Origin of the sequence: Thalassotalea sp. G20_0, assembly GCF_017744175.1 — a bacterium.
Taxonomy (GTDB): domain Bacteria; phylum Pseudomonadota; class Gammaproteobacteria; order Pseudomonadales; family Endozoicomonadaceae; genus Endozoicomonas.
Map to the genome: position 1 here is coordinate 24,632 of NZ_JAGHQV010000033.1, position 25,359 is coordinate 49,990.

Consider the following 25,359-nt stretch of genomic DNA (forward strand, 5'->3'; position numbering starts at 1 on the left):
ATTGCGCTATTGAGAGAACTCAAGAGGTTTATAATTATGAGTAACCCTTTAAATAACCCACCATCACTATACATTGGGAGTGCATCGCCACGTCCACCGGGACCGGGCCGACCTGATGGCGCGGCAAGAGGAGCAGACCCCGGATTCCCCGATAGAGCCCAAGATGGTATTCCCCGAAATTTTCGCGGCAGAGGTATTACCATCGCCGAGCAACACCCATCATCGGTAAAGCGAGGGAAATTGACAATCGGTAATGAGGGAGGTAGTTACATTGGTACTCATTTACCAACCGGCCCTATGGCGTTCTTTCCACCAGATCGCGTCATCCGTGAAATTAACAACCCTTCTTGGCTGACCAATTCTCCCAGTGCCGTTTATACACCAGAATCTGGAGCAATGGCTGGACCTTCCCGTAACCCTGATGCCCCCGGCTTCAGTTCTGAGATTCAGGTGCCGGATCATTGGGTGAATCCGGGGGGTATGCAACCGTTTGCGCCTCCTTCCGATGGTCCCAAATTACCAAAACCCAGAACTCTTTAGAAAAGTTACAAGCCCTGCCATGCTCAATTCTAATAGCTGTCGGTGTTTTTAACACCAATTGCATTTTCTAAATATCTGTTGGTTTATGACTTGTCAGACAGTGATAGAATAAATGGTACGGGCTAAAAACAAATAAAAATACGGATATTCCTGTGCCTGAATGGGCATGGAAAAACTATAAAAATGAAAATTTACTTGGAAACAATCCAGGATATAAAAGTACTTGTTGAACAGAATGAAATCAGAGACAAGCAGGATATTGCACAATATCTGGACCGCTGTTCAGAGCTTGATCCTGTGGCAGAGGGTGTTTATGCCACGGTTTATAACCTGCCCGATGAGCCGGATAAGGTGGTCAAGGTGTGCCCTGACAAAAAAGATGGCTATTACCTTTTTGCCCGATGGTGCATGACACCGGAAAACCAGAGCAACCCACACCTGCCTGTTATTCATCGTGAAGATGTCATTACCTTACCCTGCGGGATGGTGGTTCGGGTTTACGTGGTGGAGCGTCTGTCAGACTTTATGGATGATGGGTCGCGGGCAACAGAACCCCGGCACTTTCATGACTATGACTTTGGCCTTTTATGGGGTTCCTGTAAGGCGGTCATGCAGTCTTTTGGTGTGGATAACAGTGAGTTTCCCGAGGAAATCAAAACTCTGGAAGTGTTTGTTGAAAAGATAAAAGTATCCAGTTCTGATTTGGTGCAACGAGCAGGCAACAATATCTCCGATGTGGTTGATGACGGTATCATTGAATCCCATGAAGACTTTCTGCAAACACTCTTTGATGTATTGACCCAACTGTCAACGGTGGGCTCAATGGACCTTCATGGCGGTAACTTTATGCTTCGTGGTGATACGGTTGTGATTACTGACCCAATTGCCCACAGGTATTAAGTGCTGTTCTGAAAACTGAAGCTGAACTGAAGACGATAATATTGACATATTGAGCTGATAGCGTGTTCTGCTTTAGCCCTGATACTCTCAAACTCCTCTTTAGTTGGCAAAGTATCGTTATGAATGGTTATCTCTACATTGACCCATAACCATCTGCCGAGCCAGATCATGCTGATATTGATTTGCTGAGCGTCCCACTGCGCTGCAATGACTTTTTTTGTCGATTCTAACAACTCTGGTGTTACCACATCTTTTAACAGCAATTGTTTAAAGTTTTTGTGCAGTGTCTTGAGGGGGAGCCCGACCAGAAACAGCAGTAGCGCTATGGTGAGTATGGAGTCAATAAAGGGGGTGATCGGGTGACTATTTCCTAACCGGTAAGCTATGGCAAACGCTGCCGTAGCCGCTGCACTGACGGCAGAGTCAACCAGCCACTCCTGACATTCAAAATAGATCAGCGGGGAAGGTTTTGAACGATGAAGCAGAAAAAACAGTGTGGCTGTGGCTCCCCCGATGATCATTGAAAAAATCTCATAAGCCAGGGCAAGGTCAAACTCCGGTATATACCCACCCGTAATAAGTTTGCAGATGGAAAAAGACAGTAAGGCAAGGCAAAGTCCCAGTAAAATAATGCCTTCAAAAAATAGCATTAATGGCTCAAGGGTTGGATAGCCATAAGGGCTTTCAGGGGATGGCGGCAGCTTGACGATCTGGGATATCCTGACATTTGCCATCATGGTCAAAGTACAAAGCAGGGAATAACAGCCATCCAGCAGTACAGCGTTTGAGCGGCTGTAGAAGGCTACGAGAATACCGGTCACTCCAAAAAAAAGCTCCAGCACGACAGAATAGCGCAGGATGTTGAGCTCATTTAGCTGTAGCCAGTGATACATATTGTGCTCATCGTACATCTTTCAGGAGCGTTAGAATCTGCTCTTTACCATCTTTGTCGATGACTAAGCTATGAGACATTGCGCAGTCTCGAATGAAGGCATTCCTTCTCAGATTTTTAATTTGGTAATTACCAGGATTCGCTTAAAGGTAATCATGGCAAATCAGGTATGATTTATAGCAAATCACAGAGCCACGTGTGCTTTAATCTGTGCCGAAAAGCAGGGAGTTACATTATCCCTTCAGGTGTCTCAGCTTCAGGGATTAAGGGATAACTCTCCACGTTGGGTAGCTGGTAGTGCCACCACTCGGTTACCAGGGGCTTAAAACCGGCAATATTCATTACGCCTGCCAGCATAAGTCGGTTGCGCTGTGCTTCTTCTGAAACCAGAGCGTTACCATGATGGGCCAGCGGACGAAAATCATCAAATTGGCTGCCCATATCAAGTTCTTTGCCAAAACGGTCGGTGATGGTGAGATCTACCGCAACGCCTCTGCAATGAGGGCAGGGGTCGGATTCCGGGTTGCCAACATAGTCAGGGTTCGGCATATGTTGAAACAGGATTTGCTGTGCCGACAGTGGACGAAAGGCATCCCAGATTTTGAGCCGGAGATTCAGTGGTCTGAGCAGCTCGGTCGCTTTCAGCAGGCAAGTCAGTGCGTCAATATGCAGAAAGCATTGGCTGCTTTGGTAAATGGGCTTGCCGGTAAAGTTGTTGCTACTGGCGTAGGTAATATCAAGGGTAACGGGGTGGTGCTTTTCGCTAAGTAGAACCAGATTGCCATTACTATTTATTGTCGTCACTGGAGTCTCCATACCAAGGCAAATAGCAAGCATAGTCACTGTTTCACAGGTTTCCTGTATTTTTAACGGGATATGGGGATCTGTTCGTCCTGAGCCTGTGGAAAGGGGAGAACTCCGGCCCCTCATCTTGCCACTACCAGATAAACCAAACATATGAACTATCAGTAAATAAATCTGTCTTGTATGCAAAACCCTTTATTCAGGTCAGCATGTTTATGGAAAGTCTTCACCAGTCAATTCCCAGGTGTACGCCACTGACTCGTTGCGAGCAGAACTTTGATTTGCAATGGGGTCCACAGTGCAAGGTTTATGCCCTGGCCGTTGTGCACCATGTTTTATGTGCCTGCGGCCAGCTGCTGCCCTACAAAAATGGTGATGCGAGTGCATTAAGCGCACGTAAAATTGCCAAGTCCTGCGGTTCGGCCATCGGTGAGATTACCTCGCCCGAGCTGTTCCAGAAAGTGGCCTGCCGGATGGGAATGGCCACCAGTTTACGTGAATATAAAGACTCGGTTGAGATGGTGTCGCTGCTTGACCATGCCTTTCGAGCGGGACGCCATGTCATCGTTTTTGTCCAGATGGACCAGGATACCTACAGTCGCCCGGCCTCGTCCGACTGCCACAGTCAGTGGCTTGAGCACGCCATTGTGGTTGTCGGTTGGAGTTCAGACACTCTGACAACGCTTAAAGCCGAGGGTGGTGTCAGTAAAGTGGAGTACAAAACGCTCAGCGTGACCTGTTTTAACCGATCCGGTGGTATAGAAGACATCAGCCTGTCCGAGATCTACAACAGCTCCTGTCAGGTGGCGGAACAGAGAAAGCCTGAGCGTTTCTACAAACATTTGACTGTCAAGGATCATGTGCCAGATCGTACTATCAAGGACTCCTGGCTTGGCATCTGCGATTCATATCGCAAAGGTAGGGGGTCTTGCTACTGGCACGATTTTGATTCCAGTTACCATCTTTGCCTCAAGCTTCATCGCGAAAAGTATCCGGATTTGTACATATCCTACGACTCGGATGCCTTGTTCGACAGGGCTGCATCCGGTCTTATTCCTGAAATTGTTACCCGCGAATCGTTTTCGGACAACGGCAGTTTCAGAAAGAAACTGGTCGTTGTCTCCTTGAAGACGACAGATGATACCCATCGTGCGTTCTGACTCCCGTGATGGGCATCGGATAACTTTGACGCTTGGCCGGGCTTTTGGCGTGCGTTATTAAGCTTGTATCGATTATCAGCTGCGCTGGTCGAAAAAAAACTGAAGATATACAAGATCTTCAGGTGCCTTTATGGATGGCGTATCCGGGAATGGGAGCAATCGGCCTGTGGATGTTGCCGGTCAGGATAACAAACCGATTTCATCGGGACAGCAAGTTGGGAGCGTGGTGGATAATGCTGAAAAGGCATTACCTGAGTCTGAGCTCCATCACCATGAAACGGGTTTACTGGCACGAAGCGTAGCCGGGACGGATCTCTCTGTGGGTTGGTCTAGCGCAGATGAAGATGCCTCCAGCGGGGATGAGGGCAACTCTAGCGGGGGTGAGGACAGCGCAGACAGTGTCAACGGTGATGAAGGTTTTGCTGATGTTGAGATTCCCGGTCTCAACAGTGGTCTGGATTCATCTCCCCAGGCAGATGACGACGATAACGATATCATCTTCAGAGATGACAACTCATCCGGGATTGGAAGTGCACCAACGACTCCCAGCGAGAAACCTGAAGCCCCCTGGCCGGTGCCTGCCAGCGCCAAAGAAAAGTTACCCGGGCCGGTCTCCCTGGGGGAAAATCCAGATAAGTCCAACGCTACTGCCAGTGAAATCAGCTGCGATAATAATGCTGAACCTCCAGCCTGCGAGACGCTCGTGGTCAGGTACTCACCCCGTGCCCCGGCAAAGAAGCCATGGATAATCCGAAGTCGCAGTATTGATGCCAGTGATGAAGAGGCTAGGGCGGTTTATGAGGCCGATCATCATGAGGCTCTGTTGCTTAGGTCGCTGAGCAGTGATTTTATTATCGGTTTTATTGGCTTTAACGGAATCATTGACACGAAGGACTACACCACGGAGCTGGTTCTCCAGGATGGCGGACTCAATATGGCCCGGGCGATCACTCAGGTGCTTCCGGATGAACGCGTCCCGACCATCGTTTCCTGGCTGTATGATCTGGCTCGTGGTCTGACAGTACTGAAACAGAACCGCATTTTACACCGGGATATCAAACCGGAGAATCTGCTGGTTGATATGACTGCGAACCGTCTGCGGATCGCCGATTTTGGAAATGCCCACCGGGTGGTTGAGGACCGCTTTCCCCGCGATGCCTCCGGTTCTGCCCGCTATTCTGCGCCAGAAGTGAAAGAGTGCAAGCGACAGAATTACAGTGCTGATATTTACTCCGCTGGCATCTCATTTGTTGAGATTATGATGGATGCAGACTTGTTAACCATGCATACCTGGCAGGAATTTTACCGGCAGAACTTACCGGTAACACTTGCTGAACCTCATTGTCAGCATCGGTCAGCTCCCGAGCTGACGAAATTGGTCAACAGGATGATTGAAAAAAATCCCAATCGGCGACCCTGGGCGGAAACGATTGTGCACACACTGCAGGAGCATGGTTTGCAACCATAAGTAGTCAGTAAATGAAACCGTGTTTTCTGATTAAGTGAGGATGAGGTTACGTCAGTGTCGATGGTTTCTACTCCGGTTTAATAATCGGGTAGCTTTTAGCCTCCGGCAGTTGATAGTGCCACCATTCGGTATCTAAAGGGTCAAAGCCGGCAAGATTCATGACACCTGCCAGAAGCAAACGGTTGCGCTGCGCCTCAGCAGAAATCTGGTCATTGCCATGGTGTGCCAGGGGGCGGAAGTCATCAAATGGGGTTCCCATCTCAAGCTCATGACCAAAATGGTCAATAATAGTGAGGTCGATTGCTATCCCACGGCAGTGGCTGCACAGGCCGCTCTCCGGGTCGGAAACGTAATCAGGATCAGGAAAAAAACGGAATAACTCTGCCTGAGCCGTTATTGGCCTGAAAGCATCCCATACTTTCAGTTTCAAATTCAGTGGACGTAACAGCTCTGAAGCTCGTTTGATGCCTTGCGCAGCCAGTGGGTGAAGATAACAGTCGTGGCTTTTATAAATCGGATGTCCGGTAAAATTATTGTTGGTCGCATACGCCATGTCGATATCAATACCAAACTGTTCTGCAGTAATGAGTTTCAGTTCTGTGGGCGCTTTCATTAAGACGATCTCACGTTTAATAACAGGAGAATTGGCTGTGACCAGATAGAAAGAATGTATTGAACTCAGTATTGGTTTTATACCGCAGGAGTTATTATTTATCTGAGTTTAGACGATGGGCTGAAGGGGAATAAGGTGTATAAGCCCGGTATCACTTTGCGAGAAATACCGGGATAGAAAAGCAGCTGAGGATTAACTGCGATCAGCTACAGCTATGTAGTCACGTTTCGTCTCACCGGTGTATAGCTGACGAGGACGCCCAATACGGTAATCACCGCTGATCATCTCATGCCAGTGGGCAATCCAGCCCGGAGTTCGACCGGTAGCAAAGATTACTGTGAACATCTCGGTTGGAATACCCAGGGCCTTGAGAATAATCCCGGAATAGAAGTCCACATTGGGGTAGAGCTTCTTCTTGATAAAGTACTCATCCTCCAGGGCGATTTTCTCCAGACGCTTGGCAATCCGGAACAGAGGGTCATCTTCAAGGCCCAGTTCCGTAAGCACTTCATCGCAGGTTTGCTTCATTACTTTGGCGCGAGGGTCAAAGTTCTTGTAAACACGGTGTCCAAAGCCCATCAGGCGGAATGGGTCGTCTTTGTCTTTTGCCTTGGCAATGTATTCATCGATATTGGCTTCATCCCCAATCTCGTTCAGCATAACCAGCACAGCTTCATTAGCACCGCCATGAGCAGGGCCCCAGAGGGCAGCGATACCGGCAGCAATACAGGCAAATGGGTTGGCTCCGGAAGAGCCTGCAAGACGAACGGTGGATGTGGAGGCATTCTGTTCATGGTCCGCATGGAGCAGGAAAATGCGATCCATTGCCTTGGCCAGAACAGGCTTGACTTCGTACTCTTCACAGGGCGTGGCAAACATCATGTGCAGGAAGTTGCCACCGTAGCTCAGGTCATTTCGTGGATAAACAAACGGCTGACCAATGGAGTATTTGTAGGCCATGGCAGCAAGCGTAGGCATTTTGGAAATCAGGCGATAGGCGCAGATTTCGCGATGCACTTCATTGGTGATGTCCAGTGAGTCGTGATAGAACGCAGACAGGGCTCCGACAACACCACACATAACCGCCATTGGGTGGGCATCACGACGGAATCCGGAGAACAGGTCGCTCATCTGTTCATGCAGCATTGTGTGACGCATGATGGTGTTTTCGAACTTTTCCTTTTCCTGACGGTTTGGGAGGTCTCCGTAAAGCAGCAGGTAGCAGGTTTCCAGATAATCAGACTGCTCGGCCAGCTGTTCTATTGGATAGCCACGATGCAGGAGGATACCTTTGTCGCCATCGATGTAAGTGATTTTTGACTCACAGGATGCAGTGGAAACAAAGCCCGGATCGTAGGTAAACAGACCGTTGGAAGTCAGCCCCCTGACATCAACAACATCAGGCCCGAGAGAGCCTGAATAAATGGGTAACTCCAGTGTCTGGTCCGTGCCGTCAATGGAGAGTAGAGCTTTCTTGTCAGCCATTTATGGCCTCCTGTCATGCCGTTTGGTCTCGTTATAGTTACTTTAGATGGATGCTTTTTACAAAATGAAGCCGGAAAAAATCACAAATAAAGCCGGGAGTCTGTTTAAAAAATATTCAAATTCGTTGTAAGTAGCTCCCTTTTACGGTTTGACCACTATAGAGACATAAATTTTTTTGTCAAACGAACTGGTTATGAATGTAATCCGTAACAAAGGTATGAAAAACGGCTTGGTTTTTAGGGGTAATTGCTTAATAAGGTGAGCAATTGTAATTACCTGTTAGAGTGTATATACTCCGATCCGAAGCCGTATGGGTTGGTTCTTCGGTCCACCGGCTTTAATTTGAGGGGAAATCGTATATTTCGCATTTAGCATTTCTCCACTTGCTTGTCGTAGGGTCCAGAGAACCTGGATGTTCTTGCTGATTCTGCTGTGTACGCCACCGAGCGTTGGGGCAAAAGAGTGAATAGCAAAAGACCTGTCAATCTCGATATAACAACAATCAAATTACCCCTGCCTGCATACACTTCGATCTTGCATCGCATATCGGGTGTCATCCTGTTTATTGGTCTGGGTTTTCTTCTGTATGGGCTGGAATTGTCGCTTGCTTCCGAGGAGTCATTTGACGCCCTCAAAGCCTTGCTGTCAGCTCCCCTGGCAAAATTCATAATCTGGGGCATTCTGTCTGCCCTGATTTATCATTTGATTGCCGGAGTGAAACATCTGTTGATGGATGTGGATGTGGGTGATGGTAAGGAGTCAGGAAGCCTTGGAGCTATTGTGACTCTTGTTCTGTCAACAGTGCTGATTATCCTTGCGGGGGTTTGGGTATGGTAACCAATATCACCAATTTGTCCCGCAGTGGGCTTTATGACTGGATGCTGCAAAGGCTGACGGCAGTAGTTCTTGGTGTCTATTCGGTGTTCCTTTTGGGCTATCTGGTCATCAATCCCGGTCTCCAGTTTGGCCAGTGGGCTGAGCTCTTTGATGAAACCTGGATGCGGATTTTTACCCTGCTGGCGCTGATTTCTATCCTGGCTCATGCCTGGATTGGTATGTGGACGATTACTACTGACTATTTTAATGACCGCGCTTTTGGCAGTAAGTCGGTTCTTATCCGTTTTCCTTTGCAGATAGTGTGCTTTATTGCCCTGTTCAGTTATGTGATCTGGGGCGTGCAAATTCTTTGGGGGCTTTAACCGATGTCAGCACTTCGTACCCTGACCTATGATGCCATCGTTATAGGTGGTGGGGGAGCAGGCATGCGTGCCGCGCTCCAGCTTACCCAGGCCGGAATTAAAACGGCCTGTGTCAGTAAGGTATTTCCTACCCGTTCTCACACGGTATCCGCTCAGGGTGGTATTACCTGTGCAATTGCCAGCGCAGACCCAAAAGATGACTGGCGCTGGCATATGTTCGATACGGTGAAAGGCTCCGACTATATTGGTGACCAGGACGCAATTGAGTATATGTGCTCGGTGGGTCCGCAGGCGGTTTTCGAGCTGGAGCATATGGGCTTGCCATTTTCCCGGACTGAAGAGGGTCGAATTTACCAGCGTCCGTTCGGAGGCCAGTCCAAGGATTTTGGCAAAGGAGGTCAGGCTGCCAGAACCTGTGCAGCGGCAGACCGGACTGGTCACGCACTTCTTCACACGTTGTATCAGGCTAACCTGAAGGGCGGCACCACCTTCCTTAATGAGTGGTATGCCGTTGATCTGGTGAAGAATCAGAAAGGTCAGGTTGCCGGTGTTATCGCCATTGATATTGAAAGTGGCGAAACCGTTTATATCAAGGCAAAAGCCACCGTTATGGCCACCGGCGGTGCAGGCCGTATTTACGCTTCCACTACCAATGCCCTGATCAATACCGGTGACGGTATCGGTATGGCTTTGCGTGCCGGATATCCAATGCAGGATATGGAAATGTGGCAGTTCCATCCTACAGGCATTCATGGTGCGGGCGTGCTGGTGACAGAGGGTTGCCGTGGCGAAGGTGGTTACCTGATTAACAGTGAAGGTGAACGCTTCATGGAGCGTTATGCACCTAACGCCAAAGACCTTGCTGGTCGCGATGTTGTTGCCCGTTCTATGGTTATCGAGATTCTCGAAGGACGTGGTTGTGGTCCCAACAAGGACCACGTACTGCTGAAGCTGGATCATCTGGGTGAAGAGACGCTGAACCTGCGTCTGCCTGGTATCTGTGAGCTGTCTAAAACCTTTGCTCATGCAGACCCTGTGAAAGTGCCGGTACCTGTGGTGCCCACCTGCCATTATATGATGGGAGGGATTCCCACCAATGTTGGCGGACAGGCTCTGCGTCAGGATGGGGCCGGTAATGATGAAGTGATTGAAGGCCTTTATGCCTGTGGTGAAGCGGCCTGTGTTTCTGTTCATGGTGCCAACCGTCTGGGTGGTAATTCTCTGCTGGATCTGGTGGTCTTTGGTCGCGCTGCAGGCCTGCAGATTGAGAAAAACCTGAAAGATGGCTTTGACTCTGTGGACGCCTCAGACAGTGATGTGGAAGCAGCCTTGTCACGACTTGATCGCCTGAACAAATCAAGCAGTGGTGAAAGCGTTGCCAAAGTGCGTGCTGATCTGCAGAACACCATGCAGCTCTATTTTGGTGTGTTCCGTGAAGGTGAGAGCATGCAGAAAGGTCTCAAGCTTCTGGATGAGCTGGGTGAGCGGCTGGCCAATCTTCATCTGGAAGACAAGAGCCAGGCATTCAACACCGCCAGGGTTGAAGCACTTGAGTTGGAAAACCTGTATCAGGTGGCTTATGCAACAGCTGTTTCCGCCGAAGTCAGAACAGAGTCCCGTGGTGCTCATGCCCGTAATGATTACCAGGAACGGGATGATGAAAACTGGCTGGCACACTCGCTATACTCACCGACTGATCAATCAGTAAGTAAGCGTGCTGTTAACTTTGCCCCGGCAACCATGGAGGCATTTCCTCCCAAGGCAAGAAGCTACTGAGGGAGAGAGGCTTATGAAGGTAAGTATCTATCGCTATAACCCGGAAGCCGACAAAAAGCCCTATATGATGGACTTTGATGTCGATATCCCGGAAGGCCGGGACCTGATGGTTCTGGACGTTCTGAATCTGATTAAAGAGCAGGATCCAACGCTGGTTTACCGACGTTCCTGCCGAGAGGGTGTTTGTGGCTCCGATGGCTTGAGTATTGGCGGTACCAATGGTTTGGCCTGCATTACCCCTTTGTCAGAAGCTGTCAGGGGAAATAAACTGGTGATTCGTCCGCTGCCCGGGTTGCCAGTAATCAGGGACCTGGTCGTTGATATGAGTCTGTTCTACAAACAGTACGAAAAGATCAAGCCATACCTGATTAACGATACGCCAGCGCCAGCCATTGAACGGCTCCAGTCCCCGGAAGACAGGGAGAAATTGGACGGGCTTTATGAGTGTATTCTTTGCGCCTGTTGCTCAACAGCCTGCCCTTCCTTCTGGTGGAACCCTGATAAATTTGTTGGCCCCTCCGGCCTGCTGCAAGCTTATCGTTTCCTTGCCGATAGCAGGGATACAGCGACAGAGGAGCGTCTGGCAGATCTTGATGACCCGTTCAGTGTTTTCCGTTGCCGGGGGATCATGAATTGTGTCAATGTCTGCCCTAAAGGCTTAAACCCGACACGGGCTATTGGTCATATCAGGCAGATGTTGTTTAAGAGTGCAACATAGTATAGCTGTGGGTCATTCCAACCTGTCGTTGCTGTTTGGTGGTAAAAAAAGTGCCCCTGTGAAGTCTTTTTTCGGGGTACTCAAGATCCATAGAGCTGAAAAGTCAGCTATGCTCTGTCAGGAGAGTGCAGGCGACCTCTGACAATACAAAGCCTGTAACTAAATATATTTTTAGACTTAATAAATTGTGCTGCTGCCATCCGGAATTATGGGGCCGCAATAGCTTGAACCAGCAGGGGCGGTCGGAAAACATCCGACCCTATCTGAGGGGGATTGTTCACTGACTGGCTATCGACATCATCAGTGATCTTTGTTTTTCAGCCATTCAGGGTTGTAAAAGCAGATTTCCCGGGATAAGCCCCAGACTCACGGGGTAAAGATCATGCAAGAAGGTGTAATGCAGCGGATGTGGAGTTCTTCCCACATTGCAGGGGGAAATGCTGCATACGTCGAGGATATGTACGAACGCTATCTGCGCGATCCCAACAGCGTAGAAGTACAGTGGCGTGACTATTTTGAAAAGCTGCCCCCGGTTAGTGGTAGCGGAGCTGACGTTCCACATTCTACCATCCAGGAAAATTTCATTCTTATGGCGCGTCAGCGTCAGACTACCCGCCCGATTCAGACTTCCTCGGTTTCCAGTGATCATGAACGCAAGCAGGTTCAGGTTTTGCGTTTGATCAGCGCTTTCCGGATTCGTGGTCATCAGCAGGCTGTTATCGATCCTCTTGGTGTGATGAAACGGGAAGAGTTTCCTGATTTATCCCTTGCATACCACGGTCTCAGTGAAGCGGATCTGGATATCGAGTTTCAGACTTCAACGCTGTTTATTGGCAAGGAACACGCTTCTTTGCGGGAAATATACGATGCCTTAAAAGCCACCTATTGCCAGTCAATTGGTGTTGAGTATATGCACATTCCCCAGACAGAAGAACGTCGCTGGTTTCAGAGTCGTATGGAAAGTGTTCGCAGCCGCCCGGAAGTAGGAGTTGAAGCCAAGCTGCACTTGCTGGAACGATTGACCGCAGCGGAAGGTCTGGAAAAATACCTGGGGACCAAGTTTCCCGGCACCAAACGGTTTGGTCTGGAAGGTGGTGAGTCTCTGATCCCCATGCTGGATGAGATTATTCAGCGCTCCGGCTCCTATGGTTCAAAGGAGCTGGTGATCGGCATGGCTCACCGTGGCCGCTTGAACGTGCTGGTCAATATTCTGGGTAAGAAGCCCGGTGATCTGTTTGACGAATTTGAAGGCAAGAAGCTGGTTGAACGAGGCTCCGGTGATGTGAAATACCATCAGGGCTTCTCTTCCAATGTGATGACGCCGGGTGGCGAGGTGCATCTTGCCCTGATGTTTAACCCATCCCATCTGGAAATTGTTACCCCGGTGGTTGAGGGGTCGGTCCGAGCCCGTCAGGACCGCCGAAAGGATTCAGTGGGCAACAAGGTGGTCCCTATTGCCATTCACGGTGATGCCGCTTTTGCGGGGCAGGGGGTTGTGATGGAAACCCTGCAGATGTCCCAGACCCGTGCCTATAAAACCGGTGGCACCATACATATCATCATTAACAACCAGGTTGGCTTTACCACCAGTTTTCGCGAAGATGCCCGTTCGACGGAATACTGCACCGATGTTGCCAAGATTGTCGGGGCACCGATCCTTCATGTTAACGGTGATGACCCTGAAGCGGTTCAGTTTGCCACTAAACTGGCCCTTGATTACCGGATGGAGTTCCATAAAGACATTGTTGTAGACCTCGTCTGCTACCGTCGTCGCGGGCACAATGAGGCGGATGAGCCATCCGCCACTCAGCCGATGATGTACAGCAAGATTAAATCCCATATGACTACCCGGGATCTTTATGCCAAGGTTTTGCTGGGCGAAGGTGTGATCAGTGAGGCGGCTGATAAAGAGCTGGTAGAGAGTTTCCGTAACGCCCTCGACAATGGTGAGCATGTGGTCAAGGCCCTGGTAAAAGAGCCTAATAAAGAGCTCTTTGTGGACTGGACACCCTATCTTGGTCACGAATGGACTGCTCGCCATGATACCCGTGTCGCCGTGGGAACACTGCAATCATTAGGCCAGAAACTGTGTGAAATTCCCGAAGGCTTTTTGCTGCAGCGTCAGGTCAGCAAGATCGTTGAGGATCGCCGCAAGATGGCAGCAGGTGCCCTGCCGATTAACTGGGGGTGTGCTGAACTGCTGGCCTATGCGTCACTGCTAATGGAAGGCAGTGAAGTTCGAATTACTGGGCAGGATGTCGGACGTGGAACATTTTCTCACCGCCATGCGGTATTCCATAACCAGAAAGATGGCTCGACTTTGGTGAACCTGACCAAACTTTCCCCGGAGCAGCCACGATTCCAGATCTGGGACTCATTTCTGTCCGAGGAAGCGGTTCTTGCTTTTGAGTACGGCTATGCAGCAACGACGCCCAATGCACTGGTTATCTGGGAAGCTCAGTTTGGTGATTTTGCCAACGGTGCCCAGGTGGTTATTGATCAGTTTATTTCCAGTGGCGAGCACAAGTGGGGGCGTCTGTCAGGCCTCACCATGTTGCTGCCCCATGGTTATGAGGGCCAGGGACCGGAGCACTCATCGGCCAGGCTTGAGCGATTTTTACAGTTGTGTGCGGAACACAATATTCAGGTCTGCGTTCCGACAACGCCAGCCCAGGTGTTCCACATGTTGAGACGGCAGATGCTGCGTCCGTTGCGCAAGCCGTTGGTGGCATTTACCCCCAAGAGTTTGCTCCGTCACAAACAGGCCACCTCCTCTCTGGAAGAGCTGGCAGAGGGTAGTTTCCAGACGATTATCCCTGAGGTTGACGGCCATGAACCATCAGCAATCACCCGGATGATTATGTGCTCAGGCAAGGTCTACTATGACCTGTTGGAAAAGAAAAGAACGGAAGGGCTGACTGATACGGTGATTATCCGTATCGAACAGCTCTACCCATTCCCTCAGGACGACCTGGATGAGCTGATTACCAGCTATCCAAACCTGAAAGATGTGGTCTGGTGTCAGGAAGAGCCAATGAACCAGGGTGCGTGGTATTGTAGTCAGCATCATATGCGTCGCTCAGTTGCCGTTCATCCGAATAAAACAATGAGTCTCAAGTACGCAGGGCGCGAAGCATCAGCCGCTCCGGCATGTGGCTATATGTCTACACATGCTCAGGAGCAGCAGAAGTTGGTAAATGATGCTTTCAGCATTTGAATAATGATAATTTACTGCTCAAGCTGAGCAGTGATATTGGTTAAACGGCCAGCAGGTATTTCTTATCGATCTGGCCAGAGCGTTTTACACAGTTTCTGTGGATAACGCTCAAAGGGGCGAAGACGCAAAGGATCAATAATGGCCACAGAAATTAAAGCACCTACCTTTCCTGAATCCGTTGCTGATGGCACTGTAGCAACCTGGCACAAGCAGCCCGGTGAGCAATGCCATCGGGATGAACTGCTGGTTGATATCGAAACCGATAAAGTGGTTCTTGAAGTTGTTGCACCGGCAGATGGTGTTTTGAGTGAAATTATCAAGCCTGAAGGTGAAGTTGTTCTCAGCAGTGAAGTGGTTGGAATCTTTCAGGAGGGTGCTTCTGCTGGCACCGCCCCGGCGGCTGCTGAAGCTTCAGCTACTCCGGCAGCTTCACCGGAAGCCATTAAGGAAGAGCCCATTCTCAATCCTGCAGCACGCCGGATGGCTGATGAGAAAGGCCTTGATCCAGCAGCCATTACCGGTACCGGTAAAGGTGGTCGTGTCACCAAGGAAGATGTGGTTCGTCATGTTGAAGGTGGTGCTCAGGTATCACCTGCTCCGGCTGTAGCTGCCACTCCGGCAGTGCCCGCTGCTGCCGCACCAGCACCTCAGGTCGAGGCAACCGCACCGGTGTTTTCCGGTGAGCGTGTAGAGAAACGGGTGCCCATGACCCGGCTACGTGCCAAAGTTGCCGAGCGTCTGGTTCAGGCTCAGCAGAATGCAGCCATGTTGACTACTTTCAACGAGATCAATATGAAGCCGGTTATGGAGCTTCGTGCCCAGTACAAAGATGTCTTTGAGAAACGTCATGGCGTACGACTCGGTTTCATGTCTTTCTTTGTCAAGGCCTGTGTTGAAGCGCTCCGCCGCCATCCGGTGGTCAATGCTTCTATTGATGGCAATGATATTGTCTACCATGGTTACCAGGATATTGGTGTTGCCGTTTCCAGTGATCGCGGGCTGGTTGTGCCAGTGCTTCGTAACACTGAAGACATGAGTCTTGCCGATATTGAGGCAAAAATCCGTGAGTTCGGTAAAAAGGCAATGGATGGAAAGCTTGGCATTGATGAAATGACCGGTGGCACGTTCACCATTTCCAATGGCGGTGTATTCGGTTCACTGTTGTCAACGCCCATCCTGAATCCACCACAGTCGGCAATTCTGGGAATGCATAAAATTCAGGAGCGTCCTATGGCGGTTAACGGCAAGGTTGAAATTTTACCCATGATGTACCTTGCCCTGTCCTATGATCACCGACTACTGGATGGCAAGGACGCAGTCACCTTTCTCGTGACCATCAAGGAACTACTGGAAGATCCGGCCAGAATGCTTCTGGATGTTTGATTCCGGATTGTATCGGGCAGCCTTATTTTTTCTATCAAGTTTTGCTGCCCATTGATTGACTTGACCCGTATACCTTGTTTTATAAACCGTTTTGGAAATAACTTATGGCAAATCAGTTCGACGTGGTAGTTATTGGCGCAGGCCCTGCCGGTTACGTCTGCGCTATTCGCGCAGCCCAGCTGGGGCTGAAAACTGCCTGTATCGAGAAGTGGTCCGATGATAAGGGCAAGGCAAAGCTTGGCGGTACCTGCCTGAATGTTGGCTGTATCCCTTCCAAGGCACTTCTGGATAGCTCTCACAAATATATTGAAGCCAGGGAAGATTTTGCCAAACATGGCATTAAGCACAGTGGCGTAGACATCGATGTACCTGCAATGCTTGCCCGTAAGGACAATATTGTGAACCAGCTGACTACCGGTGTGACCGGCCTGTTCAAGGCAAATGGTGTGACCTTGCTTGAAGGGGCCGGTAAAGTGCTGTCTGGCAAGCAGGTTGAATTAACCAGGGCTGACGGTTCTGTCGAAGTGGTTGATGCTGCAAACGTGGTGATTGCCACCGGCTCCCGTCCCATTGAAATTCCACCCACACCACTCACTGAAGGCCTTATTGTTGACTCCACCGGTGCGCTTGAGTTTCAGGAAGTTCCGAAGCGCCTCGGGGTTATTGGTGCCGGTGTTATTGGTCTGGAACTGGGCTCTGTCTGGGGACGGCTGGGTGCCGAAGTGGTTGTCCTTGAAGCCCAGGATAAATTCCTGGCCCTGGCTGATCAGCAAATCGCCAAAGAAACCCAGAAAATTTTCAGGAAACAGGGACTGGATATTCGCCTGGGTGCACGGGTGACCGGCTCTGAACTCAAGGGTAGCGAAGTTGAGGTTACCTATCAGGATGCCAATGGTGATGAGCAGAAGCTGACCTTTGATAAATTGATTGTTGCTGTCGGTCGTCGTCCCTATACAGAAAACCTGCTGGCTACAGACTCCGGTGTCAATCTGGATGAGCGTGGTTTCATTTTCGTTGATGATAACTGCGCAACTGACGTTCCCGGCGTTTATGCGGTTGGGGATGTGGTTCGGGGCCCGATGCTCGCTCATAAAGGCAGTGAAGAAGGCATTATGGTGGCGGAAATCATTGCTGGTCAGAAAGCACAGATGAACTATGACCTGATTCCTTCGGTTATTTATACTCACCCTGAAGTGGCCTGGGTCGGTAAAACGGAAGAAGAAGTCAAGGCCAGTGGTGATGAGTACAAAGTGGGTACCTTCCCGTTTGCCGCCAGTGGTCGTGCGCTGGCTGCCAATGATACCCATGGCATGGTCAAGGTGATTGCTGACAAGGTAACTGACCGTATTCTTGGCGTTCATGTTGTGGGCCCAAGTGCGGCTGAGCTGGTGCAACAGGGGGTTATTGCCATGGAGTTCGCTGCCAGCAGTGAAGATCTTGCATTGACCATCTTCTCACACCCAACCCTGAGTGAAGCGCTGCACGAAGCGGTTCTGGCAGTTGATGGCCACGCTATCCATATTGCCAATCGCAAACGTCGTTAAACGTATCTTAAGGGGAGCGGTCAGGGCCGACTTGCTCCTTTCTTCATAGACAATATCCAGGGATATGGTTTGACGAGAAACTTAAAAACAACGCTCAAATAAAAAAGAGGGCCGCGTCAGAATGAATCTTCATGAATATCAGGGCAAACAACTCTTTGCCAAATATGGTCTGCCTGTATCTCAGGGCGTCGCTGCGGATACGCCAGAGCAGGCCGCTGCTGCTGCCGATGAAATCGGTGGTAATCAGTGGGTGGTTAAGGCCCAGGTTCACGCCGGTGGTCGTGGTAAGGCGGGTGGTGTGAAATTGGTCTCCAGCAAAGACGAAATCCGCGCGTTCGCCGAGCAGTGGTTAGGGAAAAACCTGGTCACTTATCAGACCGATGAAAATGGCCAGCCGGTCAGCAAGATACTGGTTGAAAGCTGCACTGATATTGATCAAGAGCTTTATCTTGGCGCTGTTGTTGATCGCGCAACCCGTCGCATCGTGTTTATGGCCTCCACTGAAGGTGGGGTTGAAATTGAGAAGGTGGCGGAAGAAACGCCGGAAAAAATCCTTAAGGCGACCATTGATCCCTTGACCGGTGCCCAACCTTATCAGGCCCGTGAACTGGCCTTCAAACTGGGTCTGGAAGGAAAACAGATCAAGCAGTTTACTCAGATTTTCCTCGGTTTGGCGAAACTCTTCCAGGAGTGCGATCTTGCCCTGCTGGAGATCAACCCGCTGGTTATCACTAAAGAGGGTGACCTGCACTGTCTGGATGCGAAAATCAACATTGACAGCAACGCACTGTACCGTCAGCCACAGTTGAAAGCCATGCATGACCCTTCCCAGGAAGATGCCCGTGAAGCCCATGCTGCTGAGTGGGAGCTGAACTACGTCGCACTGGATGGCAACATTGGCTGTATGGTAAATGGTGCAGGCCTTGCCATGGGTACCATGGATATTGTCAAGCTGCATGGCGGTGCGCCTGCCAACTTCCTGGATGTTGGTGGTGGTGCAACCAAAGAGCGTGTCACCGAAGCCTTCAAGATCATTCTTTCCGATGACAGTGTGAAAGCCGTTCTGGTCAATATCTTTGGTGGTATTGTCCGCTGTGACCTGATTGCTGAAGGTATTATCGGTGCGGTGAAAGAAGTCGGGGTTGAAGTCCCTGTGGTGGTTCGCCTGGAAGGCAACAATGCTGATCTGGGTGCGCAGACCCTTGCCAATAGTGGACTTGATATCATCGCGGCCAACAGTTTGACCGAGGCTGCCCAGCAGGTAGTTAAGGCAGCGGGGAACCAGTAATGAGCATTTTAATTAATAAAGACACCAAAGTTATCTGCCAGGGGTTCACCGGTTCCCAGGGTACTTTTCACTCCGAACAGGCCATTGCTTACGGTACCCGGATGGTGGGTGGTGTAACACCGGGTAAAGGTGGTCAGACTCACCTGGGTCTGCCCGTATTCAATACAGTGGCTGAAGCGGTTGATCAGACCGGTGCTGAAGCTTCGGTTATCTACGTTCCTGCTCCTTTCTGTAAGGACTCCATTCTTGAAGCTGCTTATGCTGGCATCAAGCTGATTGTCTGCATCACTGAAGGTATTCCTACGCTGGATATGCTGGAATGCAAAGTTAAGTGTGATGAGTTGGGGGTTTGTCTTATCGGTCCAAACTGTCCGGGTGTTATCACGCCGGGTGAGTGTAAGATCGGTATTATGCCCGGCCATATCCATCTGCCGGGCAAGGTGGGTATTGTTTCCCGTTCCGGTACATTGACATATGAAGCGGTCAAACAGACCACCGATTATGGCTTTGGCCAGTCTACCTGTGTTGGTATTGGTGGTGACCCTATTCCCGGTTCCAACTTTATCGATATTCTGGAACTGTTCCAGAATGATGATAAGACCGAAGCCATCGTGATGATTGGTGAAATCGGTGGTTCTGCCGAAGAAGAAGCGGCTGCTTATATCAAGGAACATGTCACCAAACCCGTCGTCTCTTACATTGCCGGTGTAACAGCGCCTCCTGGCAAGCGTATGGGGCATGCCGGTGCGATTATCGCTGGTGGCAAGGGGACTGCCGATGAGAAGTTTGCGGCACTTGAATCAGCAGGTGTCAAGACGGTTCGAAGTCTGGCGGATATCGGTGAAGCTCTGAAAGAAGTGACCGGTTGGTAAAACAATCGGTTCAGGTAACACTAAAAAGGCCGGATTTATTTCTGGCCTTTTTGTGATGGAAAATACTGAATCAGTGCTCAGGCTGCGTAAGCATCTTCAAGGATTTCACGGGAAGTATTGAGATCCTGGTCACCGGTCTCTGACAGAGCCGTCATGCCATGGGCCTCCAGAGCCTTGATCACGTTCTCAATCTGGTTATGCTCAACACCATACTGTGACAGTCGTGTTTTCACACCCAGTGATTCAAAGAAATCGCGGGTTTTCTCAATAGCGAGATCAATCTTCTCATCGTCGCTACCTTCTCTGATATCCCAAACGCGTTCTGCATACTGCACCAATTTTGCCCGCTTCTTATCTTTGCGCAGCTTCCACAGGGACGGCAGAACCACCGCCAGACTCTGGGCGTGGTCCAGACCAAACAGGTCAGTTAGCTCGTGGCCAATCATATGGGTGCCCCAGTCCTGGGGAACGCCGACACCAATATAGCCATTCAGTGCTGAAGTAGCGCTCCACATCAGGTTGGCTCGGGCATCGTAGTTTTCTGGCTCAGCCAGTGTTACCGGGCCCACTTCAATCAGCGTTTTCAGAATACCTTCCGCCATACGATCCTGAATCTGGGCGTCAACAGGGTAGGTAGCATACTGCTCAAGCACATGAACGAATGCATCAACTATGCCATTAGCAATTTGAACTGGTGGCAGGGTGAAGGTCAGTGATGGATCCAGAATGGAAAACTGAGGGTAGAGCAGTGGACTCATAACCGGCAGTTTACCAATGTCGTGAGAAATAACGGCACCCATGTTCATTTCGGAACCCGTGGCTGGTAAGGTCGCAACCGTAGCCAGTGGAATGGCAGTGGTGATCGGCGCACCGGCAAAACCTGCCTTAAGCAGATCCACCTCGTCACCTTCATAAGGTGCAGCTGCAGCAACAAACTTGGTGCCATCCATGACAGAGCCGCCACCAACCGCCAGCAGGAAGTCGATATTTTCAGCGCGGACGATCTCAACAGCTTTCATCAGGGTAGTGAATTTCGGGTTTGGCTCGATACCGCTGAACTCAAGGACCTCACGGTTACCTAAGCCGGCCAGCACTTTTTCCAGGGTGCCAAATTTCTTGACACTGCCACCGCCGTATAGGACCAGTACTTTGGCATTAGCCGGTACCAGTTGATCCAGTTCCTGCAGACGGTCCTGGCCAAACACAATGTGGGTTGGGTTTTGATAATTAAAATTCATCATTGCGATTCTTCCTCATGAATGGTCTAGCGTAGAGTATCGTTTCTGTGCAGGAATAGAATGACCATAACTGGCAAAGTCATGCCTAAAACGATCAGGGGTGGTTTTTTTATGTATTGGGTGAAGCTATGCTGTGCCGAAGTAAATTACCGATCAGAAGATAACTCATGACGCCATTAGTTCAGACCCTCTCTCTTTTGGCCAAAGAAGAGGGCTATAACAAAACCCATATACCCGGCGTTGGCGTTCTTAAAGCCAGCGAATCCAGAGAGCGTGAGCCATTGTGTTATAGCCAGGGCATTTTTATTGTTGCCCAGAGTGCAAAACGGATTTATCTGGAGCAGCAGACTTATGAATATAATCCGGATAACTATCTGGTACTGACCTTGCCTATTCCTGCGGAATGCGAAACCATCGTTGTAGAAGATAAGCCGTTGTTATCCATACTGGTGGATATCGATATCAGCCTGTTGCATCCGCTGGTGCGGTTGTTCGACCATCATCAACAGGCGACAGACACCATGGAAGATCTGTTAGAGGCACGAAGCAGCCTATATGTCAGCCCGGTGACGGATTCTTTCTCAGCAACGGTGTTAAGGCTGGCTCAGTGCCTTCACTCGCCGCTGGAGAGTGAAGCGTTAGGAAAAGGGCTGGTGCAAGAGTTGCTTTTTCATGTTCTTAACGGGGAGCAGGCCGCGCCATTATTTGCCCTGGCCAGACACAATACGCATATTGCCCGTCTTGAGCGGGCAATGAAGTATATGCATGAGCATTATGATCAGTCCCTTGATGTTGGGTGCCTGGCCTCTATGGCTAATATGAGCCCATCAACCTTCCATCGTAATTTCCGGCATATGACATCATCGTCGCCTATTCAGTACCTGAAGAAACTGCGCCTGAGTCGGGCCAGAGAGTTGTTGCAGGATCATGGGGTCAGAGTAAAGCAGGCAGCTGCCGAGGTTGGTTATGAGAGCCCAACGCAATTCAGCAGGGAATTTAAACGTTACTTTGGGTTAACGCCTCAGGCATGTGCGGCAGCCTGATTTTTTCAGGCGGTGGCAGGGCTTATTAGCCACTGCCTGAAGTAAGGGAGCTGCTTTCCATTTCCACTGCTGCCTTTTTGTGGCGTTCTTATAGCCATTGCTGTGAAATTTCCTTATTCTCCCGCTTTTTTCTCAGGAGCTTGCCAGTGGATGCCCTTGATCTGAATCCGGACAAATATCGACTTGCCAGAGCTCTACGCCCTTTCTCTTATTCTGTCGCCCTCGTCACCTGTGGCCTTGGCGTGGTATTGGCTTATCAGCAGGGTGTTGGTGACTGGCGCAGAGCACTGCTGGTCATGTTGGCTGGCCTATTACTTCAGACAGCCAGCAATCTTGCCAATGATCATGCTGATCTGGTGTTGTGGAAAAAACGTTCTGGCGAGTTGGCAAGGCAGGTGGTTAAGCAGATCCATCGAAACTTTATACTGGCGGGTGTATGCGCCCTGATTGCCTGCATGGTGGGACTATTATTGGTGATCGATGTTGGCTGGCCGTTATTGTTGCTTGGTGTCTTTGGTGTTGTCGGTGGCTATTTTTATACCGGTGAACCCATTGTCTACAAACATCGCGGCTGGGGAGTGCCCGCAGTATTTCTGTTCACTGGCGTGCTGATGGTCAGTGGTGCCTTTTATGCCGTTGGGGGGTACTGGAATAATGAAGTGGTCTGGATGTCGATTCCGGTGAGCTTGCTGGCTTCTGCGCTGTTGCTATCCAATGAGATCCGGGATTACCTGGATGATATCAGTCACAATATCCGTACGTTAACCGTTCGTATGGGATTGGTTCAAGCGAAATGCCTTTATGTCGTGCTTTTGCTGGCAGGGTTTCCTGTCAGTTTTATGTTGTACTATTTGGGAGAGCTGGATAACCCTCTTTATCTACTGATAGCGCTGCCTTTTGCCATTGCGCCTATCAAATTGCTTGCCAACCATTCAAGTGATGCTGAAATGGTCCGTTTGCCTCCTCTGACGGGACGTTTTTTTATCATCTTTGGCTTGGGCTTTATGCTTTCAATTGTTTTTTAGAGGAGAAGAGAGCCTTGATATACAAAACACCCGATGTCGTTTATCGGGTATCTTAAAAACTGCTTTAGTCTGGGCATAATACAGGCCAGTACCGTCAGTCCTTGTTTCTCAGGTCATAGGTTTCCGCATCAAATAACTCCTCGGGTCGGTTCGGGAGGTTAATACCTTTTCTGGTGTTGCCATTACCGATAAGCTTCAGTTTGGTGAATCGATCCCGGGTCGCTTTTACCAGTGTTTCCGAGTTACGCATGATGGTGGGCCTGATAAACAACATCAGGTTCTTTTTTTCATCGCCGCTCTGATTGTAACGGAAGAGGTTGCCCAAAATCGGGATGCTCCCAAGCAGCGGCACTTTTTTCCTGGTTTTGGATTTGATGTCTTCAATCAGTCCACCAATAACGACGGTCTGACCATCGTCCACCAGTACCGAGGTCTTCAGGGAGCGGGTATTGAACAGCAGGTCATTGCTGTCGGAGCCAAGCAGCTGTTTGGTGGTGCCCACATCCAGTGAAGAAACCTCCTGCTCCAGCATCAGTCTCAGGCTGTTACCTTCGTTGATATGGGGTGTGATCTTGAGTTTTAGCCCCACATCCTTGCGCTCAGTGGTGGTAAAAGGGTTATTACTATTGCCACTGGATGACGTCTGGTATGAGCCGGTTTTTATGGGAATATTTTTGCCGATAATCAGCTCTGCCTCTTCATTGTCCAGGGTCAGCATACTGGGGGTAGACAGGATATTGTTATTGGACTTTGCGCTTAACGCACTGACCAGAACACCGAAGTTATCAGCGCGCAGCGCCAGAGATCCGAGGGCAATACCGGTGTTATCCAGAATATGCCCGGTTATGCTGCTTTTAATACTGTTACCTGAATCGGAGCTGGTTGATGTACCACGAATCGTGTCAGTTCCATCAATGCCCCACTGAATACCTAAGGCATCATTAATCCCACCAGACACTTCAACAATAACGGCCTCCAGCAACACCTGGGCCCTGGGAACATCAAGCTGCCTGACAATCTTCTCCATTTCCTGAAGGGTTTCCGGGTCGGCGATCATAACCAGGGCATTCTGGGTTTCATCCGCTTTTACAAACGCTGTTGTTGCTGCGGACTTGCTTTTAGCTCCAGACTTGGTGGAGGCTTGGGAAGAGGACTGATTTGATGAGTTACCAGGAGAGGCTGAGCCTGATGTAACCGGTGACGATGGCGTTGCAGTGCTTCTCTTTCCCTGGCTGTCTTGAATAATGCCTGAGGCTTCCGAAAGAATTTCCGCAATGTTTTTGGCATCGGCAAAACTCAGGAACATGACTTTGGTGGTTGATTTTCGAATACCTTCCTTATCAAGGGTGTCAGCCAGTTTTCTGACCCGTGCCCGTTTGCTGGCATTGCCCTTAACCACCAGACGATTGCTTCGCTCATCGGCGATCACCTGGAGCCCGCTGGGTAGCTGTCCCTTGCCGGTGACCAAGGTATCAGAGATTATTTTTGAGACATCTCCCACCCAGGCGTGTTTCAGCTGGATGACCTCATAGTCGTTATTGCCAGCATCATCCAGCTCCCGTATCAGTTTGGTGATGCGCTCTACATTATCGGCAAGGTCACTGATGATGACCGCATTACTGGAAGCAGATGCTGCAGCGTGTCCATACTGGGCAATCAGGGGGCGAATAATCGGGATGACTTCGACAGCGGATACGCTGTGCAGATCAACAACTCTGGTGGTCATCACGCCATCAATGGGCTTCTGAGTGTCTCCGGGGCTGCTGGTCTTTGCTGTGGCTGTGGGGACAACATTAATAATATGGCCATCGGCTTTGGGAATGACGGTATAACCATTAGCGGACAGGACTTCCAGGAAAACATCATAGACCTCATCCCGGCTCAATGGCTTGCTGGAAATGACGGTAACGGTATTGCCACCCTTAATCCGAGGATCGATAACAAATGTCTCTCCGGTTATTTTGGCAACCTGGGTGATAAATTCACGGATATCGGCATTCTGCTGATTCAGTGTCCAGAGCTTATCATCGGGTGTCGGTAAGGTGTTATTGGCAGCAGGCTGTAAGCCGGTGTTTACCTTGCTGGCAAACAGCGGTGTGACAGCCATCATCAGCACCAGAGGAATGGCTCTGATTAACTTTCTGTTATGAGAGTGTGGTAAACGTGGTAACAAGAGTAGCGCTCTGGTGTTCAT

At 50.0% G+C, this 25,359-nt stretch carries 21 protein-coding genes; 15 read left to right on the forward strand and 6 right to left on the reverse strand.

Annotation, left to right across the window (positions count from 1 at the left end; all coding sequences use genetic code 11):
- Positions 1–36: 36 nt before the first annotated feature.
- Positions 37–540 carry a hypothetical protein gene (locus J7438_RS17800; RefSeq protein WP_209277617.1) on the forward strand — a complete coding sequence of 168 codons (504 nt, stop codon included), beginning with the start codon at positions 37–39 and terminating at the stop codon, positions 538–540.
- Between the two features lie 195 nt (positions 541–735).
- Positions 736–1,440: a hypothetical protein gene (locus tag J7438_RS17805; RefSeq protein WP_209202260.1), complete on the forward strand. Its 705-nt coding sequence runs from the start codon at positions 736–738 to the stop codon at positions 1,438–1,440.
- On the opposite strand, the gene J7438_RS17810 is transcribed toward J7438_RS17805, so the two are convergent.
- Both J7438_RS17810 and ddpX (J7438_RS17815) read right to left on the reverse strand, forming a co-directional pair.
- Positions 1,437–2,351 carry a cation efflux transmembrane domain-containing protein gene (locus J7438_RS17810; protein WP_209277619.1) on the reverse strand — a complete coding sequence of 305 codons (915 nt, stop codon included), beginning with the start codon at positions 2,349–2,351 and terminating at the stop codon, positions 1,437–1,439. The two genes, J7438_RS17805 and J7438_RS17810, sit on opposite strands and share 4 nt — an antisense overlap.
- 209 nt (positions 2,352–2,560) lie before the next feature.
- Positions 2,561–3,289 (reverse strand): D-alanyl-D-alanine dipeptidase, encoded by a 729-nt coding sequence (gene ddpX, locus J7438_RS17815; RefSeq protein WP_209277620.1) that lies wholly within the window; start codon positions 3,287–3,289, stop codon positions 2,561–2,563.
- 62 nt (positions 3,290–3,351) lie between these two features.
- Between ddpX (J7438_RS17815) and J7438_RS17820 the strand changes: the two genes are divergently transcribed.
- The gene (locus J7438_RS17820; protein WP_209277621.1) at positions 3,352–4,296 is read left to right on the forward strand and encodes a hypothetical protein; all 945 of its coding nucleotides are present in this window, start codon (positions 3,352–3,354) and stop codon (positions 4,294–4,296) included.
- A 130-nt stretch (positions 4,297–4,426) separates the two neighbouring features.
- Positions 4,427–5,764 (forward strand): protein kinase domain-containing protein, encoded by a 1,338-nt coding sequence (locus J7438_RS17825; protein ID WP_209277622.1) that lies wholly within the window; start codon positions 4,427–4,429, stop codon positions 5,762–5,764.
- A 67-nt stretch (positions 5,765–5,831) separates the two neighbouring features.
- Here the strand turns inward: J7438_RS17825 and ddpX (J7438_RS17830) are convergent, their stop codons facing one another.
- Entirely contained in the window at positions 5,832–6,377 is a 546-nt protein-coding gene (gene ddpX / locus J7438_RS17830; RefSeq protein ID WP_209277623.1) for a D-alanyl-D-alanine dipeptidase, read from the reverse strand.
- 192 nt (positions 6,378–6,569) lie between these two features.
- Entirely contained in the window at positions 6,570–7,862 is a 1,293-nt protein-coding gene (gene gltA, locus J7438_RS17835; protein ID WP_209277624.1) for a citrate synthase, read from the reverse strand.
- A 462-nt stretch (positions 7,863–8,324) separates the two neighbouring features.
- Here gltA and sdhC point away from each other — a divergent pair, with 462 nt between their 5' ends.
- From sdhC to sucD, 9 genes are all read left to right on the forward strand, one after another.
- Complete coding sequence (sdhC, locus tag J7438_RS17840; protein WP_209202274.1) at positions 8,325–8,699, forward strand: succinate dehydrogenase, cytochrome b556 subunit; 375 nt, start codon at positions 8,325–8,327, stop codon at positions 8,697–8,699.
- A complete protein-coding gene (sdhD, locus tag J7438_RS17845) occupies positions 8,693–9,061 on the forward strand; it encodes a succinate dehydrogenase, hydrophobic membrane anchor protein (protein ID WP_209202276.1) in 369 nt (122 codons plus the stop codon). The genes sdhC and sdhD overlap by 7 nt, the downstream gene beginning before the upstream one ends.
- Positions 9,062–9,064: 3 nt before the next feature.
- Complete coding sequence (gene sdhA / locus J7438_RS17850; protein WP_209202278.1) at positions 9,065–10,837, forward strand: succinate dehydrogenase flavoprotein subunit; 1,773 nt, start codon at positions 9,065–9,067, stop codon at positions 10,835–10,837.
- Between the two features lie 13 nt (positions 10,838–10,850).
- Entirely contained in the window at positions 10,851–11,555 is a 705-nt protein-coding gene (locus J7438_RS17855; protein ID WP_101746869.1) for a succinate dehydrogenase iron-sulfur subunit, read from the forward strand.
- Between the two features lie 382 nt (positions 11,556–11,937).
- Positions 11,938–14,772 carry a 2-oxoglutarate dehydrogenase E1 component gene (locus tag J7438_RS17860; RefSeq protein ID WP_209202280.1) on the forward strand — a complete coding sequence of 945 codons (2,835 nt, stop codon included), beginning with the start codon at positions 11,938–11,940 and terminating at the stop codon, positions 14,770–14,772.
- A 138-nt stretch (positions 14,773–14,910) separates the two neighbouring features.
- The gene (gene odhB, locus J7438_RS17865; protein WP_209277625.1) at positions 14,911–16,155 is read left to right on the forward strand and encodes a 2-oxoglutarate dehydrogenase complex dihydrolipoyllysine-residue succinyltransferase; all 1,245 of its coding nucleotides are present in this window, start codon (positions 14,911–14,913) and stop codon (positions 16,153–16,155) included.
- Positions 16,156–16,259: 104 nt separating this feature from the next.
- On the forward strand, positions 16,260–17,699 hold the full coding sequence (lpdA, locus tag J7438_RS17870) for a dihydrolipoyl dehydrogenase (protein ID WP_209277626.1): 1,440 nt from the start codon (positions 16,260–16,262) through the stop codon (positions 17,697–17,699).
- Between the two features lie 121 nt (positions 17,700–17,820).
- Complete coding sequence (gene sucC, locus J7438_RS17875; RefSeq protein ID WP_163370820.1) at positions 17,821–18,987, forward strand: ADP-forming succinate--CoA ligase subunit beta; 1,167 nt, start codon at positions 17,821–17,823, stop codon at positions 18,985–18,987.
- Positions 18,987–19,859 carry a succinate--CoA ligase subunit alpha gene (gene sucD, locus J7438_RS17880; RefSeq protein ID WP_209277627.1) on the forward strand — a complete coding sequence of 291 codons (873 nt, stop codon included), beginning with the start codon at positions 18,987–18,989 and terminating at the stop codon, positions 19,857–19,859. Before sucC ends, sucD begins: the two co-directional genes overlap by 1 nt.
- Positions 19,860–19,936: 77 nt before the next feature.
- Here sucD and J7438_RS17885 read toward each other — a convergent pair whose 3' ends face one another.
- Positions 19,937–21,100 carry an iron-containing alcohol dehydrogenase gene (locus J7438_RS17885; RefSeq protein WP_209202288.1) on the reverse strand — a complete coding sequence of 388 codons (1,164 nt, stop codon included), beginning with the start codon at positions 21,098–21,100 and terminating at the stop codon, positions 19,937–19,939.
- A 164-nt stretch (positions 21,101–21,264) separates the two neighbouring features.
- Between J7438_RS17885 and J7438_RS17890 the strand changes: the two genes are divergently transcribed.
- Both J7438_RS17890 and J7438_RS17895 read left to right on the forward strand, forming a co-directional pair.
- On the forward strand, positions 21,265–22,140 hold the full coding sequence (locus tag J7438_RS17890; RefSeq protein WP_209277628.1) for an AraC family transcriptional regulator: 876 nt from the start codon (positions 21,265–21,267) through the stop codon (positions 22,138–22,140).
- A gap of 146 nt (positions 22,141–22,286) precedes the next feature.
- Positions 22,287–23,165, forward strand: coding sequence for a prenyltransferase (locus tag J7438_RS17895; RefSeq protein ID WP_209277629.1), 879 nt, complete (start codon positions 22,287–22,289; stop codon positions 23,163–23,165).
- A 94-nt stretch (positions 23,166–23,259) separates the two neighbouring features.
- On the opposite strand, the gene gspD is transcribed toward J7438_RS17895, so the two are convergent.
- Positions 23,260–25,359 (reverse strand): type II secretion system secretin GspD, encoded by a 2,100-nt coding sequence (gene gspD, locus J7438_RS17900; protein ID WP_209277630.1) that lies wholly within the window; start codon positions 25,357–25,359, stop codon positions 23,260–23,262.

Coding starts and splice junctions, on each gene's coding strand:
- J7438_RS17800 (WP_209277617.1), top strand. CDS start 37: ATGAGTAACCCTTTAAATAACCCACCATCACTATACATTGGGAGTGCA.
- J7438_RS17810 (WP_209277619.1), bottom strand. CDS start 2,351: ATGTACGATGAGCACAATATGTATCACTGGCTACAGCTAAATGAGCTC.
- ddpX (WP_209277620.1), bottom strand. CDS start 3,289: ATGTTTGGTTTATCTGGTAGTGGCAAGATGAGGGGCCGGAGTTCTCCC.
- J7438_RS17820 (WP_209277621.1), top strand. CDS start 3,352: ATGGAAAGTCTTCACCAGTCAATTCCCAGGTGTACGCCACTGACTCGT.
- J7438_RS17825 (WP_209277622.1), top strand. CDS start 4,427: ATGGATGGCGTATCCGGGAATGGGAGCAATCGGCCTGTGGATGTTGCC.
- ddpX (WP_209277623.1), bottom strand. CDS start 6,377: ATGAAAGCGCCCACAGAACTGAAACTCATTACTGCAGAACAGTTTGGT.
- gltA (WP_209277624.1), bottom strand. CDS start 7,862: ATGGCTGACAAGAAAGCTCTACTCTCCATTGACGGCACGGACCAGACA.
- sdhD (WP_209202276.1), top strand. CDS start 8,693: ATGGTAACCAATATCACCAATTTGTCCCGCAGTGGGCTTTATGACTGG.
- sdhA (WP_209202278.1), top strand. CDS start 9,065: ATGTCAGCACTTCGTACCCTGACCTATGATGCCATCGTTATAGGTGGT.
- J7438_RS17855 (WP_101746869.1), top strand. CDS start 10,851: ATGAAGGTAAGTATCTATCGCTATAACCCGGAAGCCGACAAAAAGCCC.
- J7438_RS17860 (WP_209202280.1), top strand. CDS start 11,938: ATGCAAGAAGGTGTAATGCAGCGGATGTGGAGTTCTTCCCACATTGCA.
- odhB (WP_209277625.1), top strand. CDS start 14,911: ATGGCCACAGAAATTAAAGCACCTACCTTTCCTGAATCCGTTGCTGAT.
- lpdA (WP_209277626.1), top strand. CDS start 16,260: ATGGCAAATCAGTTCGACGTGGTAGTTATTGGCGCAGGCCCTGCCGGT.
- sucC (WP_163370820.1), top strand. CDS start 17,821: ATGAATCTTCATGAATATCAGGGCAAACAACTCTTTGCCAAATATGGT.
- sucD (WP_209277627.1), top strand. CDS start 18,987: ATGAGCATTTTAATTAATAAAGACACCAAAGTTATCTGCCAGGGGTTC.
- J7438_RS17885 (WP_209202288.1), bottom strand. CDS start 21,100: ATGATGAATTTTAATTATCAAAACCCAACCCACATTGTGTTTGGCCAG.
- J7438_RS17890 (WP_209277628.1), top strand. CDS start 21,265: ATGACGCCATTAGTTCAGACCCTCTCTCTTTTGGCCAAAGAAGAGGGC.
- gspD (WP_209277630.1), bottom strand. CDS start 25,359: ATGAACACCAGAGCGCTACTCTTGTTACCACGTTTACCACACTCTCAT.